The 18,122-nt window shown below is 67.0% G+C and carries 11 protein-coding genes and 4 pseudogenes; 3 read left to right on the forward strand and 12 right to left on the reverse strand.

The annotated features are described in order from the left end of the window. Positions 1–1,098 carry a succinyldiaminopimelate transaminase gene (gene dapC / locus SHTP_RS05930; RefSeq protein ID WP_012395843.1) on the forward strand — a complete coding sequence of 366 codons (1,098 nt, stop codon included), beginning with the start codon at positions 1–3 and terminating at the stop codon, positions 1,096–1,098. A gap of 63 nt (positions 1,099–1,161) precedes the next feature. On the opposite strand, the gene SHTP_RS05935 is transcribed toward dapC, so the two are convergent. After that, positions 1,162–3,981: a DEAD/DEAH box helicase family protein gene (locus tag SHTP_RS05935; protein ID WP_096370054.1), complete on the reverse strand. Its 2,820-nt coding sequence runs from the start codon at positions 3,979–3,981 to the stop codon at positions 1,162–1,164. 321 nt (positions 3,982–4,302) lie between these two features. Here SHTP_RS05935 and SHTP_RS05940 point away from each other — a divergent pair. Further along, a pseudogene (locus SHTP_RS05940) lies at positions 4,303–5,813 on the forward strand (FAD-dependent monooxygenase). Positions 5,814–5,847: 34 nt separating this feature from the next. Here SHTP_RS05940 and SHTP_RS30655 read toward each other — a convergent pair. From SHTP_RS30655 to SHTP_RS05985, 11 genes and pseudogenes are all read right to left on the reverse strand, one after another. Continuing rightward, on the reverse strand, positions 5,848–6,672 hold the full coding sequence (locus SHTP_RS30655; RefSeq protein WP_265338811.1) for a hypothetical protein: 825 nt from the start codon (positions 6,670–6,672) through the stop codon (positions 5,848–5,850). Next, complete coding sequence (locus tag SHTP_RS30660; RefSeq protein ID WP_420866652.1) at positions 6,626–7,840, reverse strand: PE family protein; 1,215 nt, start codon at positions 7,838–7,840, stop codon at positions 6,626–6,628. The genes SHTP_RS30655 and SHTP_RS30660 overlap by 47 nt, the downstream gene beginning before the upstream one ends. Positions 7,841–8,050: 210 nt before the next feature. After that, on the reverse strand, positions 8,051–9,286 hold the full coding sequence (locus SHTP_RS05950) for an ISAs1-like element IS2404/ISMul1 family transposase (protein WP_420872948.1): 1,236 nt from the start codon (positions 9,284–9,286) through the stop codon (positions 8,051–8,053). Positions 9,287–9,405: 119 nt separating this feature from the next. Next, entirely contained in the window at positions 9,406–10,098 is a 693-nt protein-coding gene (locus SHTP_RS30305) for an acyl-CoA synthetase family protein (protein WP_420872949.1), read from the reverse strand. Between the two features lie 12 nt (positions 10,099–10,110). Next, positions 10,111–11,130, reverse strand: a pseudogene (locus SHTP_RS30310) (AMP-binding protein); the annotation flags it as partial. 808 nt (positions 11,131–11,938) lie between these two features. Next, positions 11,939–12,487, reverse strand: a complete 549-nt coding sequence (locus SHTP_RS05960) for a pentapeptide repeat-containing protein (protein WP_096370056.1) — start codon at positions 12,485–12,487, stop codon at positions 11,939–11,941. Between the two features lie 8 nt (positions 12,488–12,495). Then, positions 12,496–13,098, reverse strand: a complete 603-nt coding sequence (locus SHTP_RS05965) for a GTP-binding protein (RefSeq protein ID WP_096370057.1) — start codon at positions 13,096–13,098, stop codon at positions 12,496–12,498. Continuing rightward, a pseudogene (locus SHTP_RS05970) lies at positions 13,079–13,466 on the reverse strand (DUF742 domain-containing protein). The gene SHTP_RS05965 and the pseudogene SHTP_RS05970 overlap by 20 nt, the downstream one beginning before the upstream one ends. Then, positions 13,442–13,871: pseudogene (locus tag SHTP_RS05975) on the reverse strand (serine protease inhibitor). Before SHTP_RS05975 ends, SHTP_RS05970 begins: the two co-directional pseudogenes overlap by 25 nt. After that, positions 13,868–16,603 (reverse strand): ATP-binding protein, encoded by a 2,736-nt coding sequence (locus SHTP_RS05980; protein ID WP_172900509.1) that lies wholly within the window; start codon positions 16,601–16,603, stop codon positions 13,868–13,870. The pseudogene SHTP_RS05975 and the gene SHTP_RS05980 overlap by 4 nt, the downstream one beginning before the upstream one ends. 216 nt (positions 16,604–16,819) lie before the next feature. Further along, positions 16,820–17,425 carry a class I SAM-dependent methyltransferase gene (locus SHTP_RS05985; RefSeq protein ID WP_096370058.1) on the reverse strand — a complete coding sequence of 202 codons (606 nt, stop codon included), beginning with the start codon at positions 17,423–17,425 and terminating at the stop codon, positions 16,820–16,822. A 67-nt stretch (positions 17,426–17,492) separates the two neighbouring features. Here SHTP_RS05985 and SHTP_RS05990 point away from each other — a divergent pair, with 67 nt between their 5' ends. Then, on the forward strand, positions 17,493–17,957 hold the full coding sequence (locus SHTP_RS05990; protein WP_012393046.1) for a tRNA (cytidine(34)-2'-O)-methyltransferase: 465 nt from the start codon (positions 17,493–17,495) through the stop codon (positions 17,955–17,957). Positions 17,958–18,122: the final 165 nt, after the last annotated feature.

Consider the following 18,122-nt stretch of genomic DNA (forward strand, 5'->3'; position numbering starts at 1 on the left):
TTGCGCGTTTCAGCGTCACTACCGGAATTCCCCTGGGACACGTTGGCCGAGGCGAAAGCGCGGGCCGGGGCGCATCCGGACGGCATCGTCGACCTCTCCGTCGGTACCCCGGTGGATCCCGTCGCGCCGCTGGTCCAAGAAGCGCTGACGGCCGCCGCCTTCTCGCCGGGCTATCCCGCCACCGCGGGCACCGCTGGCCTGAGGGAATCCGCAGTGGCCGCCTTGGCTCGCCGGTACGGCATCACCGAGCTGGCCGAGTCGGCGGTCCTGCCGGTGATCGGCACCAAGGAGTTCATCGCCTGGTTGCCGACACTGCTGGGTCTGGGGTCCGCGGATGCGGTGGTGGTTCCGGAGCTGGCGTACCCGACCTATGAGGTGGGTGCGCGGCTGGCGGGCGCGCGGGTGCAGCGGGCTGACTCGTTGACTCAGTTGGGCCCGCAATCGCCGGCCCTGCTGTATTTGAACTCTCCGAGCAACCCCACCGGCCGTGTGCTGGGCATGGAGCACCTGCAGAAGGTAGTCGAGTGGGCGCGCGGACGGGGCGTCATCGTGGCCTCTGACGAGTGCTATCTGGGCTTGGCCTGGGATGCCCAGCCGCTGTCGGTGCTGCATCCGGCGGTGTGCGGTGGCGATCACACCGGGTTGCTGGCAGTGCACTCGCTGTCGAAGAGTTCGTCGTTGGCCGGGTACCGCGCGGGTTTTGTCGCCGGGGATCCGGAACTGATCGCCGAGCTGTTGGCGGTGCGCAGACATGCCGGGATGATGGTGCCGACGCCGGTGCAGGCCGCCATGGTCGCAGCCCTGGACGATGACGATCACGAAAAGCAGCAGCGGGAGCGATATGCGCAACGACGTGCGGTGCTGCTGCCGGCGTTGACCTCCGCGGGGTTCAGCGTCGACCATTCCGAGGCTGGCCTGTACCTCTGGGCGACGCGCGGCGAAGGATGCCGGGACACGGTTGCCTGGCTGGCCGAGCGCGGCATTCTGGTTGCCCCCGGTGAGTTCTACGGTCCGGCGGGGGCCCAACACGTGCGGGTGGCGTTGACCGCCACCAAGGAGCGGATCGCCGCCGCGGTACGGCGGCTGGGCGAGCCGTGACCGCACCCGTAATCACGGTGATCGGGCGCGCTCGATCTGACAAGATCTGACAACGGCGCCGGCTCACCGCCAGGTCGTGCGCAGCTGCGTGGTCACCGACAGCGGGTTGTCGCCGCGGAACAGATCGAGAATCGCCTGGCCCTCCGGTGAATCCGCCGGCAGCTGTCGGGGCGGGCCGATGTGACGTCGCCACGACTGGGCCAGGCTTTGCCTGCGATCTTTGCGTCGGGCAAACCACCTCGGTACCGCGTGCCAGGCGATCGCCCCGGGCAGCGGAAGCCCCATGGCGGCGCGGGCGGCGAAGATTCCCCGGGCGAAACGCCCGGACGGCGGTGTGAGGATCTTGCGCCCGATCAGGTAGCGCGGTTCGGTCAGCGGCGCGAGCAGCTCATCGAGGGCTTCGGTAAACCGGCGAGACTGCCCGGTGGGCACATCGCCCAGCTCGCACCGGATCCATCCGTCCTGATCCGAAGTCATCCGCAGCGCTTCGAACCCCCTTTCGGCGCCGCCTGCCGCGTTGAGCCCATCGGCGACGGCGGCGGCGAGTTGTTCGAGAGCGTTGGGTGCGTGGGCGAGGCGGCGACTTTCGGCGGCGGCGGCCGTCGCCAACAGTGCGGCGCCCGCTGCGATGATGCCGCCCGCGGTGGTGGCCCCCGCCAGCGGACCGAAGTTGACCGCGGTGACGGCGGCGCCGGCACTGGCACCGATGGCCGAGACGCCGGCAAGCGCACCCCTGGCAAACCGCGCCGGACTGGGGTGACCCGGTACCGGCGGGGTCAATGCCGAGGCCGCGATGCGGGGTGCGGCGACGCCAAACGGGTGCGCGGCTCTTACTCGGATGGTCGCGACATCGATACCTTCATAGGGCTCGCCGATCCGCCACCAGGTCCTCGCTTCGGACCGTTGGCTGGCGCGTTGCAGGGCGCGCGCGGTGATGGCCTGGGCATCGGCGGCCGGTGGACTGTATGGGGACAACGCCGGGTCGCAATGCGTTACCCCGGATTCGATGAGCCCCTGTGGGCTGGCCGCGTAGTGCCAGTCGTGCTTGCGGACCAGCCGCAGGTAGTCGGCGTCCCCCCGCGGATGTTCGGTGGTGAAGCAGCAGACCGACCAGTTGTTGGCGACTTTCTGAGCGTCGTTGGGGTCCTTGCGAATTGCCCGGCCCCGCATCTGCGTGATCGCAGCTTGGGTGGTTGCACTCGTCAGGTCGATGTTGACGTTGACCGCCGCGCAATCCCATCCCTCTCCGAGCAGCGCGCGGGTGCCGATCATGACGCGGGAATGTCCGGCCAGGAAGTATTCGGTAGCCAGCGCCACCCAGGTTCGGGGCGTGAAGGTGCCGCCACCGCGCAGCGTCCGCAGGGCGGGTTGGGTGTCGAGTGGCTCGGCGGTCACGAGCAGGCCGCGCTCGGCGCAGAAGTCGACCAGCTGTGTTGCGATCGCGGCCGGGCAGGCGAAGGTTTGGCCGGTCACCAAAAGCGCGTTGAGGGGGCTGTTCCGCCGGCTGTCGGACGCCGCGAGCATGGCGGTGACCAGCTGGGCCGAACCCGACTGGTTGCTCAGCGGCGCACCCTTCAGCGACGTCGGGAGGGTGCCTGACATCGATTCGAAGTCGCACAACACCAGCGCCCGCAGTCCCGATCCCGGGACGGCGTCTTCGGTGTCGAGGATGTGTGTGGTGGCGGCGATCTTCGACTCCGACAGTGCGCACACCCGATCTACCGGGGAGGTGGCCACTCGTACGCCGCGACTGGTCAGCCGGTAGCCCAAGCTGGGTAGCACCCGCTTGATCGCGGCAAGTGCCTGCGCGTCGCGTGGATCGTCGCTTTGCTGCAGGTGCCCGACGCTGAAGTCGGTCAAGACATTGACCCAATCTTGGGCATCGGGGGGAACCCGGTGTTGTTCGCGCAGGCGGGCACCGTCGGGCAAGGGAATCAGACCGTCGTAGGCGAAGCGCAGACCGCTGCAGGCGAGATCGGGCTCGGCGCGTTCGAACGTCGACCAGGCGATCTGATTGCCGTCACGTGTTGATCTGTCCACGATCCGGGTACGCAGCCAGGAGGCCAGCGACATGCTGCCCACCTGTTGGTCGATGAGTGCCAGCATGAGCTCGGCGAAGCGAGCCCGATGGGTTGCCACCCAGGCCTGTTCCTCCGGCGTCGGTTCGGTGAGATAGATCAGCTCCTGATAGGGCGCGAGGTCGCCCTCCTTGACCAGAGCGGGTGTTGGAACCGCGAAGTCGGCGGCGCCGAATAACTCGTCATGCAAGGTGTGCTGCCAGGCGGTGAGTTCTGTTACCGGGGTTGCGGTGAGCCCGATCAGTGCGGTTTGCGGGCCCAGGACCGACCCGAGCGCGGCGACAAGCGCACCCCAAGTGGCCAGCAGGTGATGGCATTCGTCGAGCACCAGCGTCCAAGGGCCCAACGTTGCCGCCCGCTCGATCAACGCCCTGCCGTTCGGGTGCAACAGCTCCAATAAGGCCTGCTGGTCACGGCTACGCAGCACTTCTCGCCGGACGGCCGAATCCGTTTCGTCGTCGATGACCGCAAGGGACTGGTAGGTCAGCACGTTCATCGCCGACGCCAGGTCGCGCTCGGTTCCACACCTGGCCGCGGACGGGTCCGTCGAGGGAAAGCGTCCATCCCAGGTGGCGGCCCACTGTGCCTGTACCGCCGTGTTGGGCACCAACACCAGGGTGCGCCGGCCCAGCCGGCGCGCCGCTTCCAGTCCGATCATTGTCTTCCCAGCACCTGGCGGCAGGACCAGATAGCACCGGTTGTCCCCGCTGGCGACGTCAGCGTCAAACGCGTCCAACGCTTGCTGCTGATAGACCCGCCAGGTACCGGCGAAGCTCCTCGATTCAAGATCCTGGCGCGGCTCCAGGAGAGCCTACCCTAGCCAGCGGTGTGTGCGGGTCACTGGCAATCGGCACGCATCGTGGCGGCCGCCGGCCGTGGAGACGCTCCCGGGCCCGCCCATTTGTTGGCACCGCTACCCGATGACCCGCTGGACGCGACTGACGGCAAGGGAAAGTGGCAAGCCCTAGTTGCCCCCCACTCTCAATTTATAGGGCACTGGGGGGCTTGCGGCAAGACCGGGGGTGGGGCGCAAAATCGCTGGCCAAGAACGGGATCTGTGGGAATTGGGGGTTGCGAAATGCCAAAGCCGTCGTCGCCGGATCGATCGCGAAACGGGCTCGAACCGATGGCTGACCATGCGGTGGTGGTTGTCGGTGCAGGACCGACAGGGCTGATGTTGGCAGGTGAGTTGGCGTTGGCAGGGGTTGACGTTGCCGTCGTCGAGCGACGGGTCAGCCAGGATCTGGTTGGCTCGCGTGCCGGCGGCCTGCATTCACGCACCATCGAGCTTCTTGATCAGCGCGGCATCGCCGACCGGTTCCTCGCGCAAGGTACTGCCACGCAGGTCGCCCGATTTGCCGCAATCCCGTTGGACATCAGCGACTTTCCCACCCGACACAACTATGGCCTGGCGTTGTGGCAAAACCGCATTGAGCGGATCCTCGCCGAATGGGTTGCCGAGCTGCGGGTTCGGATTTATCGCGGATGTGAAGTCACTGATATCACCCAGGACGACAACGGAGTCGACATCACGCTGTCTGATGGCCCGCCATTGCGTGCGGAATACGTCGTGGGTGCGACGGAGGACGTAGCCTGGTCCGCAGGGCGGTTGGTATCGACTTCCCTGGCTGGGATCCGACAACGAGCGCGCTGATCGCCGAAGTCGAGGTGGCAGTCGGGTCCGAATCGGGCCCGAACCTCGGCCAGGTCCGCCACGACGCCCTCGGCGTCCACGGCTTCACCAGGTTGCCGGACGGTGGTCCGCTACGGGTGGTGGTGACCGAGCGGCAGCTCGATGCCGGCGGGGAACCCAGCCTGGGCGATCTCAGCGCGGCGCTCACCGCCGTGTACGGTACCGACTACGGGATTCACAGTCCCACTTGGATTTCCAGATTCACCGATCTGACGCGGCAGGCCGCGACGTACCGACAGGGACGCGTCCTGATCGCCGGCGATGCCGCACACGTGCATGATCCAGTCGGCGGGCAGGGCCTCAACACGGGCGTCGAGGATGCGGTGAATTTGGGATGGAAGCTGGCCCAAGTGGTCAATCGCAGGTCGCCGGAAAGCCTTCTCGACACCTACCATGCCGAACGCCATCCGATCGTCGCCCGCGTGCTACGCACCGCGATGGCCCAAGTCGCGCTGCGTCGTATGGACGACCGCAAAAAAGCGTTGAGCGACACCATTTCCGAGCTCCTCATGATGGAGGAGCCGCGAAAAAGGTTTGCCGCGATGATGTCCGGGCTAGACATTCGTTATGACCTCGGTGGGGGACACCCGCTACTCGGTCGCCGCATGCCCGATCTGGACCTGGCTACCTCCGATGGCCCGCGGCGGGTCTTCACCTACCTGCATGCGGCCCGGCCGGTGCTGCTCAACCTCGCTGAGCCCGGCCGCTTCGACATCGCGGGATGGCAGCATCGAGTCCTGCCGATTGACGCGAAATATGCTGGTGTCTGGGAGCTTCCGGTACTAGGCGCGATCGCTGCTCCGGATGCGGTGTTGATTCGACCCGACGGGTATGTCGCCTGGGTAGGAGATGACCTCACCGACCGTGGACTCTTCGATGCGCTTACCGCCTGGTTCGGGCGCCCAGCGGTCCCGAGCCCGCGACTGCGGGCATCGGCACCCTGATCAACCACTATGCGGGGTGCGCGCTCGGCAGGTATCAGGCCATGCCGCGGGGATCACCGGGGTCCCCGTCGGTCCCGTTCATGCCGTCGGCGCCCGCACTTCCGGTGCCCGCACGCCCGCTCGATCCGGGGTCACCCCCCTGCCCGCGCAGGCCACCAGTTCCGCCGGAGCCCCCGGCGGCGTTGCTGCCAGCGCTACCGGCGGCGCCTAGCAGGCTGCCCGAACCGCCCTCGCCGCCGGCGCCGCCATCGCCACCGTGGCCGCCGACTCCGCCGTTGCCGCCGGTTCCGCCGTTGCCAATAATGCCGTCGTAGGACAGGTTGTCGCTGTTGCGCACGCCGCCGTTGCCGCCGAGACCGCCTTGTGCGCCGTCGCCGCCCACCCCGCCGGTCCCACCGAGGCCGCCGTCGCCGCCGGCGCAGCCAAGACCGGCCAGCAGACCGGCGCGGCCGCCTGCACCGCCCTGTCCGCCGGCGCCACCGTCACCACCCAGCCCGCCGTCACCGCCGATGCCCCCGGTGCCGCCATCGCCGCCGCTACCTCCCGCGGGAATCTTCTCGCCGAATGGGCCGTGGCCGCCGTTGCCGCCGTTGCCCGCTACGCCGCCATTGGCACCAGCTGCGGCCGCTCCGCCTTGGCCGCCCAGGCCGCCGGCGCCGCCGGCGCCGCCATCGCCGGCCAGCAGTCCGCCGTTCCCGCCGGCTCCGCCCTGGCCACCGCTACCGCCCGCTTGCCCGTTGCTGCCGGAACCGCCATGGCCACCGTCGCCGCCGGCACCGCCAGTGCCGGGGCTGGGAGTGAAGAAGCCACCACTACCGCTGTCGCCGCCTTTGCCGCCGTTGCTGCCGGTACCGCCCACCGCCGTCGCCGCCGTCGCCGCCGTTGGCGCCCGAGCCGGCGTTGGAGATCTTGGACGTGGTGGTGCCGCCGTTACCGCCGTTGCCGCCGTTGCCGCCGTCGCCGCCGGCCGCGCCGTCGCCGCCGGCGCCACCGTTATTGCCGTCACCGCCGGCGCCCCCCGATGTTGCGGACCCACCCGAAAAGTTGTTGGCACCGGCGCCGCCATTGCCGCCACCGCCGCCGGTGCCGCCGAGCGCGCCGGGGCCGCCGTCTCCGGCGAGGCCACCGTCGCCGCCGGTACCTCCCGATGCCGTCGATGTGCCGGGGCTGCCCTGGCCGCCGGAGCCGCCGTCGCCGCCCTCTACCCCGGTCACGGTGCTTGAATCACCCGGACCGCCGTTTTCTCCTACCTCGCCGCCCGTGCCCGAGGTTGCCTGACCGGTCGGGGATACCGGGCCGGGATTGACGGCGTCGGGACCTTGTGCACCCTGTCCGCCCTGCCCGCCGGCGCCACCGGCGCCGAACAGTCCGGCGCTGCCGCCCGCCCCGCCGTTGCCGCCGGTGCCGCCGACCACCATCGCGGTCCCGCCGTTTCCGCCCGCACCACCATTGCCGAACAGCATCCCGCCGTCTCCGCCGACGCCGCCGGTGGCACCCGCGCCGCCGGCCCCACCGGCCCCACCGTTGCCGATGAACCCGGCGGCGCCGCCATTGCCGCCGGTCTGCCCGGCGGCCGCGGTCGCGCCGGCCCCGCCGTTACCCCACAGGATTCCGTCGGCACCACCGTTACCGCCCGGCGTCGTGGCGTTGGCGCCGTCACCGATCAGCGGCCGGCCGAACAGCGACTGCGCGGGCGCATTGATCGCGTTGAGCGTCAGGTCTTGTAGGGCCTGCAATGGAGATGAATTGGCGGCCTCGGCGGCCGCATACGCCCCGGCCCCGGTGTTGAGCGCCGACATGAACCGGGCATGGAAGGCCGAAGCCTGCGCGCTGATTGTCTGATACCCCAGGGCATGCTCGTCGAACAGCGCCGCGATGGCGGCTGACACTTCGTCGGCGCCGGCTGCCAGCAGGCCGGTCGTGGGCAGGGCCGCCGCCGCGTTGGCCATCTCGAGGTTTGACCCAATGGTCGCCAATTCCGAGGTCACCGCCGCCATAGTTTCTGGCACTGCGAATACGAAAGACATCCAACACCTCCGCAAACGTTTGTCTGTTCGAGCCAGCCCCCGAGTGTCTTGATGGCCCGGACTGCTGCAGCTTATCCACAATCAAGACGTCCGCACTGCCATTAACGGAAAATTCATATGACCAAAGTTTTTCAGTCTAATTAATTCGCCACATGATGATTTTTTCGTTGAATGTTGTCAATTCATTCATTGTATTCATAGCTGCTCAACTTAGGGTTCAGGACAGGGCTCCGGCGTTGTTGAGTAGCAGGCTTGTGAGCTGGGGAATTGTGGATTGAGGAGGTCTAGGCGGCGGTTGGCGGTCAAAGCGGTGATCCGGCAGGCTTCGGTGATGTTGTCGGCGCCGTTGAGGCGGTGCAGATTGATCGCGGTGTTGCGTAGCGTTGCTAGGACCTGTGCGCCGTTTCCGGTATGTGCCCTTTGACGGTCTTCGTCGAAGGTGACGTCGCGTATCCAGTGCAGGCTGTTCTCGATTCCCCAGTGTTGACGCATCCAGGTCATGATCGCGGTAGGGCGGGCGTGCTCGAACGGCAGGCTGCAGATGGCATAGACCACCTCCACGCTGCGCTGGTCGGTGGCGGTGATCAAGCGTTCACGAGTGATCCGGATGATTTGTTTTGCGTAGGGGAAGCCGATTCCTCGTGCAGCGGTGATGATTTGCAGGGTGCGGGTCTCGACACGGCCGTGGCCGCGGGAGTCGTCGGTAGCGGCTGCGGGCACCTCGGCCCAGGGCAGCGCGGTGATACGCACAAGTATTTTGGCTTGGTTGGACTTGACGATCATCAGGTAGTGCGACTTCAAGGTGGCGCAGATCAACTTCGCGGTGACGACCTGGGTATGCATCGCATCCACGGTGACCAGCCACCGCAAGCTACCCGGCAGCAGCGTGAGCAGGGCACGTACGCAGGGAATTTCATTGCTTTTCTCGGCGACAGCGAGTTGACCGAGCACCAATCGGGCACGGTGGGCGAACACCGACACGAGATGCGTGGCTGTCGCTTTGGCGCGTAAAGCACCACGCAGCATCTTGCCGTCCAACGCGATCGGCACCAATCCGCTGGGGTCGCTGCTGGCCACGTGTGCAGTGAAGTAACTGCCCATCCTGGCGTTGAGGTCGGCGGGGTCTAGCCGAGACAAAACAGCGCGGAAGGTCTTCTCACTGGGCCGCCGGAACCGGACCCCTAATTGGGCCAACACATCATCGGGAGCGGTGGCCGCCCATGTGGCAAAACCAGCATAGCCGCGCATCCCCGCGGCAGTGGCCAGAACCGCGATCGCCAACAAAGCCATCAGCGAATACCTCCGACCGCGTGGGTCCCTCGGGTCTGGCACCGAGGCCAACACATCGAGAAACTCCGATCCGATGAGCCCGCTGCGCTCACCAGGACTCCAGCGGTCGAACACCTCTGGAACCGACGACACAGGCAATACTGAAACGGTAGGCACGGGCAACTCCAGACCAACGACGAACAGTAACCAACTCGATCGTTCTCCAGATAGCCCGTGCCTACACTCCGGCCCCAATAGCGCGGCACCAAAGATCATCAACCCAGCTCACAAGCCTGCTAATCAACAACGCCTGAGCCCTGATAGGCGGCTAGATTGTTGCCGCTCTCCAGTTCTTCGGGACTCAGATTCAACAGCTCGAGGAGGTACTGCTCCATCGCGCGATACTTTGGCGATCGCGCGCCACCATCAGGTTGCTGCGGCGTCGGCGATATCGTCGCGGTACTGACACGGTCGCCGAGAATCGGCAGCTGATCGATCAACAGCAGCTGTTTGCACAGTTGCCGCTGGATCTTGCCACTGGAGGTCTTGGGAATGGCGCCGCGGGCCAAGAGAACCAGCCGGTAGGGCACCACCTCGTGGTGGCTGATAATGGCCTGAAGAATCGAGTCCATCGCACTTTCCAGGGTGTCTTGCGCCGGATCGTCTGCCGCGATTTCCGCGGCGACGCCCAGTCGCTCTTCACCATCGACCTCCAGCGTGAAGGCGGCGCAGTATCCGGGCCGGATCGCGGGGTGGGATTGCTCGACCGAGAATTCGATGTCTTGCGGGTAGTGGTTGACTCCGCGCACGATCACCAGGTCCTTCAGCCGACCCGTCACGTACAGGTCGCCATCTTGCACAAAACCCAGGTCGCCCGTACGCAAGTACTGTCCTTGGCCCGCGACGTTGCCGAAGCAGTCTTGGCTTGCGCCGGCACCGTTGAAGTAGCCCCGGCTGATATTGGGCCCCCGCACCCAGATCTCGCCCACTTCGTCGGCAGCGCATGGCGGTTGGGTCTGCGTCGAGACAATGGCCAGCTCCACTTCGGGGCCCGCCGGACCGCAGCAAACGACCTCCGTCAAAGGCGTTGCGGCAACGTCACATTCCACGACCCGGCCCTCGTTGAGCTGGCGCTGGTCCAGCGTCAATGTCTTGACTGCGGGCCCGCGCCAGCCGGTCACGAACACCGTGGCTTCGGCCAGACCGTAACCGGGCCGAAGGGCATCCGGCCGCAGCCCGAACGGGGCAAACGCGGCCAGGAAACGGCGCATCGTCTCCGCCCGCACCGGCTCAGCGCCGCAGTTCAACGCCTTGACGTTACGCAGGTCCAGCCCCTCGCGCTGAGCCGGCGTGCTTTGCTCCACGCAGAGATCGAAGGCGAAGTTGGGCGCGCCGCTGTTGGTACCGCGGTACTGGGTGAGGCAGCGAAGCCAACGCAGCGGGTCCTGCACAAAGGCGGAGGGGGGCATCGAAACCAACGTGGCCCCCAGATAGAGCGCTTGTAGCGCCATGAAGATCAGCCCAAAGTCGTGATACTGAGGGAGCCAGGAGACAAGCAACTCATTTTGGTCTTGTTCCCAATGCCGCTCGATCTGGTGGGCATTGGACAGCAAGTTGGCCTGGGTGAGCATCACCCCTTTGGGCTGCCCGGTCGAGCCAGAGGTGTACTGCAGCAGCGCCGCGCTCTCGGGCGCATACCGCGGGGGTTGCCAGTCGGCCCGGTCGGCGCTGGCGTCGTCGGTGTTCAGCCAGGTCAGCTCCGAAAGCCCGTCGGGCAGAGTGCGCACGTTTTATTGAGAGTCCACCGACGGCAGGTCGGTCAAGAAGACGCGCGCCTGCGCATCTCGCGCAATGGCCTGCAGTCGCAGCAATGCCGGCCCCGACTTGTTCATATTCGGAACCGGCACCGGCACCGCTACCGCGCCGCTGTACAGGCAGGCGACCAGCCCCACTGTCATCTCGATGTTGTCGCGACTGGCCAGGATCACCCGCTCGCCTTGCGCCCCCCGCGCCTGCAGCACCGCCGCCAGATGGGCGGCGCGCGCGTGCAGCCCTTCCTAGCCGATCACCGTGCCGGGCCCCTCGCCTCGGGGCAAAAAGCGCACCGCGTCGGTGGCCGGGTTGGCCTGTATGGCGCACATGACGGCCTCGGCGGCCGTCCGATCTTTGGCTGTCGGTCTCGACATATCTGCTCATTTCTCTGCGGTTGGAGTGTGGCGCCGCCAGCACTACCTTCGAGCGGCTCTACGCTCGAGATCACGAGATTTCCGAACCACCGCGCCGGAGCCGATCGGGTCTGGGCGACAACCGATTTCGGCGAAATGTCTGGCGGCGTTTCCGGCTAGGCCAGGCGAGCGGGCAGTGCCCGTAGGGTGGGCAACACATCAGCACGCCCCGTTGAGTCGAATTGCGGGTGCCGCGATTCGGATCAGTGGTGCGCGGGGCCCCGTATCCACGCCGGGGCGAAACCGCCATCGTGAATCGCCCACGCCAACACCCGGTGGTAAAGCCCAAAGGCACTACGGGAGAATGCATTCCAGCAGCTCCCGAACAAACCTGCAACGACCCCAATCCCCATGCGTATGGAATTAACCGCACCAGGATTGACACTGTCAAGCGATGTGAAAGAACTTGAAGATCCCGCACGTTGCGCCACGGTCTCCGCGTCCTCGTAATGGTCAGACTTTCGCTGCGGACAACCATGTTTCACATCCGGGCGGCCGGAGCACGTCTCAAAATTGAGATGAACCGGTGTCCGGCAGTGGCGACTCGCACCCATTGGCGTTTCGTGCGCTCGCCCCAAGGACGGCCCCGGGCCGTCCCGTGAGGTCACGAGGCCAGGCGAAGGCCGTGCGCCAAGGCGAAGGACAACGCTTGCGGCACGTCGATACGCGCACCCGCCAACGAGGCGCTTCGCCACAACGACGGGTCCAGGTTCGCACCGCGCAGATCCGCGTCGTCAAGCTTGGTGCCGTTGGTGCGTGCCCCACGTAGGTCGGCGCCGCGCAGCACACTCTTGCGCAAGTCGGTCTCGACCAGGCTGGCCTCGCGCAACCGGCAGCCACTCAAATCGACGTCCCGCAGGTCGTTACCGCCGAGCACCGCCAGGGTGAAGTCGACCTCGTCGAGAACCAACGGCCGCATCCGGCAGCTGACGAACACCGAGCCCAGCATGCTGCATTGGGCAAATGTGCTGTGCCACAGCGTGGTGCGCTCAAAGCTGCAGTTGCGAAACGCTGACCCTCGGTGTTCGGATTCGGTGAGATTGACTCCGCCGAAGTTGCATTCGCTGAACACAACTCGTTCGGTGCGCAGCCGGCTCAGATCCTCGTCGCGAAAGTCCCGGCCGGTGAATTCGCAGTCGACCCAATGCTCCACTTGCGGTTTCAAGGACGCTGGCCGCCTGCTGCTGTCAGGCTGGCCAATGCGTATTCGCTCAGCGCGATCAGCGCGTCGGTGGCTGACCTGCGGTCGCAGGCGTCGACGGTGATCACCGGTACCTCGGCCCGCAACATCAGCGCTTTGCGCACCTCGGCAACGGGATACTTTTGCGCACCGTCGAATTCGTTGATCGCAATCAGGAATGGCAGGTTGCGGTGCTCGGAGAAGTCCACTGCGGCGAAGCTGTCCTGCAGCCGACGACAGTCGACCAGGACAATCGCGCCGATAGCGCCGCGCACCAGGTCGTCCCACATGAACCAGAACCGGCGCTGGCCCGGGGTCCCGAACAGGTAGAGCACCAGGTCCTCGCCCAGGGTGATGCGGCCGAAGTCCATGGCGACTGTCGTGGTCCGTTTGTCCGGGGTGGCCTCGAGCATGTCGACACCGACCGACGCATCGGTAACCATCGCCTCGGTGCGCAGCGGCATGATCTCCGAAACCGCGCCGACGAACGTGGTCTTGCCGGACCCGAATCCGCCCGCAACGACGATCTTCGTCGATGCGGTGCCGCGCGCCGCAGAGTGCGCCTCAGAGTGCTTTAAGGCCACGCAGGGTCCTTCCTATGAGTTCGTGGCGCTCATCGCGGGTCGAACGCTCGGTCAAGGTCGCATGCACCCGAAGGTAATCGGAGGTGACCAAATCACCCACCAAGACTCGCGCGACACCCACTGGCAGATCCAGACGGGCGGAGATTTCCGCCACCGAAGGACTGGTGAGGCACAACTGGACAATCCTGCCCCGCACGTCGCTGGGTTGCCACCGGGGCCGCCAGACCCGCGCGCGATGTCTGCACCGGCGCTTCCAACGGAAGGTCGATGTCGGTTCCGGTACGGCCGGCCGTCAGCGCGTACGGGCGGACCAGGCTGGCCTCCCGCGCGGCTTCCGGCGCGGCTAGCGGCGGGTCGCGTCTGTCCATTGCGGCGCGGGCCTCGCGCGGCGGGAGGACTGCACGACGCTGCCGACCCGCTCGGCCAGCAGCGCCATTTCGTATCCGATCTGGCCGATGTCGCATCCGGTCACCGCCAGCGCCGCCAGATGCGAGCCGTCACCGACGCGCATCAGCAACAGAAAGCCGTTCTGCATCTCGACCACCGATTGCAGCACCTGTCCGCCCTCGAACAGCTGGGCGGCGCCGCTGGCCAGGCTGGACAGCCCGGAAGCCACCGCGGCCAGCTGGTCGGCGCGCGCGCGGCAAGTACTCGCTGGCGGCGACGGGAAGACCGTCGACCGACACCAACAAGGCGTGTGCCACCCCGGGAACCTCACGGGCGAACTTGGACACCAGCCAATCCAGCGGGCTGTCCGACAAACGGGTGTTCATTGTTGATCCGGTTCCTGACTGGCTCTATGGGCATGTGCCCGTCCAGTGTGCACACCGCCGAAATGACTGCTCATGGATGCCCGAACCGCATTGGGGTCACGCATGGCGGCCGTGTGCTGGGCGGGCTGATCGGGTGGTAGTCCGCGGTCGGACGCCGGCGGCCGATCCGCCTCGTCCTGAGTGGGCTCGTCGGAGTCGGCGGCACCCGGCACCAGCCGAGCACCCGGGGTACGCACCGGCAGGCCGTGATCCGTCCGGGACTGCACCGGTGTTTCCTGGGCCTCGGCGGCCGCCGACCAGCCGCGGTCCCATACCGACCGCCAATCCAGGTCGGCGCTATTGGCCAGCTCATGCGGATCACTGGTCATCTCGGACAACATTTTTTGGTAGATCGAGTCGTCCCGGACGGGGTCGGCCGGTGCCGACGGCGGCCCGGGTTTGACCGAAGGTGCCGGTTCATCGGGCCCCGCGCCGGCGGCCGGCGATCGCCTGGCAAAAAATGCGGCGGCGTCGGATTGTTGCGGCGCCGCTTGTTCCGGTCGCCCCGCGGGTTGCGCGGTTTCCCACCAGGGTGTCTTCAGCTCACGGCGGCGCCGTGGCGGCTGCTGTTGTTCGGGCTGCTGGCCGGGGACGTCGGCAATGCCACTAGATCCGGGATTGCGCCGCGGCAGCAAACTGACCGGGGGAAGCGGTGGGACGGCGGTGCTGTCGCCGGTGGGCGCGGACCCGGCGGCATCCGGCGCGGGGGCAGGCTCCGAACTCTGAGGTCTGACCACAAACGCGCTCCGCTGCGGCGGCTGACCGGCCGCGGATCCCGGCCGCTGGCCGTCCACCAAGACGGTCCGCGGCAGGTAGACCTCGGCAGTGGTGCCGCCGCCGGCCTCCCCGGTTGACGGGCCGCGCAACCCCACCCGAATCCCGTGCCGCGCAGCCAACCGGCCCACCACAAAAAGGCCCATGTGTCGAGCGTTGGCGGGAGTCACCTCGCCACCGGAGTGCAGTCGCATGTTGGCCATGCGCCGATCCGACTCGGTCATGCCCAGCCCGGAGTCCGCGATCCGCAGCAGGACCCCTCCCTCACTGCCACGCACCGCCGATACTCGAACCGGCGCGGTCGGCGGCGAATAGTTCAGCGCGTTGTCGATCAACTCGGCGAGAAGATGAATCACGGCACCCGCCGCAGCACCGATCACCGTGCAGTCGGCCACTCCCCCGGTTTCGACGCGCCGGTAGTCCTCGACCTCGGAGACGGCGGCGCTGATCACTGTCAACAGCGGCACCGGCTCACGGTGGTCACGCGAAATCTGCGCACCCGCCAGCACCAGCAGGTTCGCACTGTTGCGACGCAGCCGAGCGGCCAGGTGATCCAGCCGGAACAGGGTGTCGAGGCGGTCGGGATCCTCCTCGTTGCGCTCCAGCCCGTCGATGAGCGACAACTGCTGATCCACCAGGGACCGGCTGCGCCGCGACATGGTCTCGAACATGTCGTTGACTAGCGATCGCAGTCGCGCCTCGTCCCCCGCCAGCACCAAGACCTGGGCGTGCAGCTCATCGACCGCGTGCGCGACCTGACCGATCTCCTCGGTGGTGTAGACCGGCAGTGGCTCCGGAATCGGCTCGGCGCCCTCCCGCACCTTCGCGATCTCACCCTCGAGGTCGGTGTGAGCGACCTTCAACGCACCGTCGCGCAGCTGGCGCAGCGGCCGGACCAACGCACGCGCCACCAGGAGGACCACGACCACCGCGACCAGGATGGCGCCCAACACCAACACGGTGTCGCGAATCGCGGCGTCACGCCGAGCGCTGGCCCTGGCCTGCACCGCCTTGGTGACCGACTCGGTGGCGTCGTTGATGACCTGCTCGGCGATCCCGCGGGTTATCTGGATCGACTGCAGCAGCTGGGGGTTACCCGCCAGCACGCTGTCCGGATCTGAGATGATCGCCATCCGGGTCACCATCTGCTGGTGCAGGGTCTTGGCGTCCGGTGAACCGACGCCGAGCACCTCGGTCATTCCGAACAGCGTCGAAGGTTCGGTGCCGGCGAGGGTGATCATCGAGTTGCGCAACTGCGCCTCGGGAGCTTCAGCGCCGCGAGTCACCAGGATTTCTTGCAGGGTCATCTGCCCGCGGGCGCCGACGGCCCTGCTCAAACCCTGAACTTCGGCCCGGATCTGCTCGTTGTCGACGCGTACCGAGGCGTTGATGGCGTCCTCTGCCGTCAGCAGCAGCGGCACATAGGCCGTGACGCGATCGCGCAAACTGCTGGTGTTGGCCAGCGTCTGGTCCAGCAGCGCCTGCCCGCCGTTCAGCACGGAGTTGACCCCGGAGCGAACGTCGCTGAGCACGTTGGTGTTCGCCAACCTGGTCTGTAGCTCGTTTTTGCGGGCCGCGAAGTTCTTCTTGGGTCCCTCGACATCGCGTCCGGTGGAACTGGCCAGCAACGCGACATCGAGTGCCGACATGTACTTGGTGATGGCCGGTATGACGTCGGCACGAGCATCCGCCAGCCGCAGACCGCTGGAGTTGGCCATCCCGCCATGGATCCGCAATCCACCCAACACCATCGCCAGCAGCAGCGGCACCACCGCGATGGCGACGACCTTCCACCCCACCGGCCAGTTGCCCAACGACCAGGCGGGCGGGCGTTTGGGTGGAGCAGATTCGGCGCCGCTGGCAACGGGTGCGCCGGGGGCCGCCTCGACCGGTGTGGTCGGGCGGGCAAACATTGTCATGGGATTACGGCCGTGCTACCGGCCGCAGCCCCGATGTGTCCTGCTCGCACAAACCAGAGAACCATGCAAACTTCCCGCTTAATTTCGCCCGCCCGAACAGCTGGGCGCCAAGCAACGCCTGGCAATTCGACGAGTATGACAGCCCAGAGCCGTGGTCTCCATAATTGTTACCGAGCAGATAACCTCGGCCGCAACAGGCCCGCGGGCCGCCGGAGCCTAGGCCGGGCGAAGCAGCGCGACCAGGAAGTCGCAGTCATCGGTGAACGGTCGCAGATCCCAGGTGGATAGCAGCAGATCGGGCACCAACCCGGCGGCTTGCGCGTCGTCGAGGAAGTCGGCGAACGCGTAGTCGCGGCCCGCGCCGAAGCCGATCACCGCTCGGCCGTCGCTGCACAGGTGCGCACGTAGCCGGCCGAGCACTCGAGCCCGGGTGCTCGGGGCCAGGAATGTCATCACGTTGCCGGCGGAGACGATTAAGTCGAACGGCTCGGCAATGCCGCGCGCGGGCAAGTCAAGCTCGGCGAGGTCGCCGACGAGCCACTGCGGGCCGGGATAATCCTGCTCGGCCGCTTCGATGAGCGCCGGATCGACGTCCACGCCGACCACCCGGTGACCGGCCGCGGCCAGATGACGACCCAACCGGCCGGGGCCGCAGCCCGCGTCAAGAATGTGGGCACCGCGCGGCGCGATCGAGTCCACCAGGCGTGCCTCGCCGACCAGGTCTTCGCCCGCGCGGGCCATGGCCCGGAACCGCTCGATATACCAGCGCGAATGTCCGGGATCGGCAGCAACCTTCTGCATCCAGATGCTCTGCTCGACCATGCGAGCATTATCGCCCGGGTGCGGGCGCTGGGCGTGGGCGGCCGGCTTAGCGGAAGGATGGCGTGTTGTGTTCAAGCTGCTGTTCTACTCGCCTCGCATCGCCCCCAACACGGGCAACGCCATCCGGACCGCGGCCGCGACCGGCTGTGAGCTGCATTTGGTAGAACCGCTGGGCTTCGATCTGTCCGAGCCCAAACTCCGGCGAGCCGGGCTCGACTATCACGACTTGGCCTCAGTCACCGTCCACGGCTCCCTCACGCAGGCGTGGGACGCACTGCTACCGGCGCGGGTGTTCGCCTTCACCGCCGGGGCCAGCGTCACGTTCTCCGACGTCGACTTCCGGCCCGGCGATGTGCTGATGTTCGGGCCCGAGCCCACCGGCCTGGACGCGGCGACGCTGGCCGACGCGCATATCACCCAACAGGTGCGTATCCCCATGCTGGCGGGCCGGCGCTCGCTGAATTTGGCCAACGCCGCGGCCGTCGCGGTGTATGAGGCGTGGCGGCAGCACGGCTACCCGGGAGCGCTCTAGCGGCACGTCACGAGGCAGACCGGGCTGCAACCGGCCGGATTTCGACGCTCCGCCATCCGCCGACCTGTGAGTTTTCTGCCAATCAGCTGCAGAAATCCCGTAAGGGAAATCGGGTGCCCCCAACCGCCTTACCGTGCGGGAAATTTCCGGCTCCGGATGTGACGT

Source organism: Mycobacterium ulcerans subsp. shinshuense (assembly GCF_002355775.1).
GTDB classification, from domain to species: Bacteria; Actinomycetota; Actinomycetes; order Mycobacteriales; family Mycobacteriaceae; genus Mycobacterium; species Mycobacterium marinum.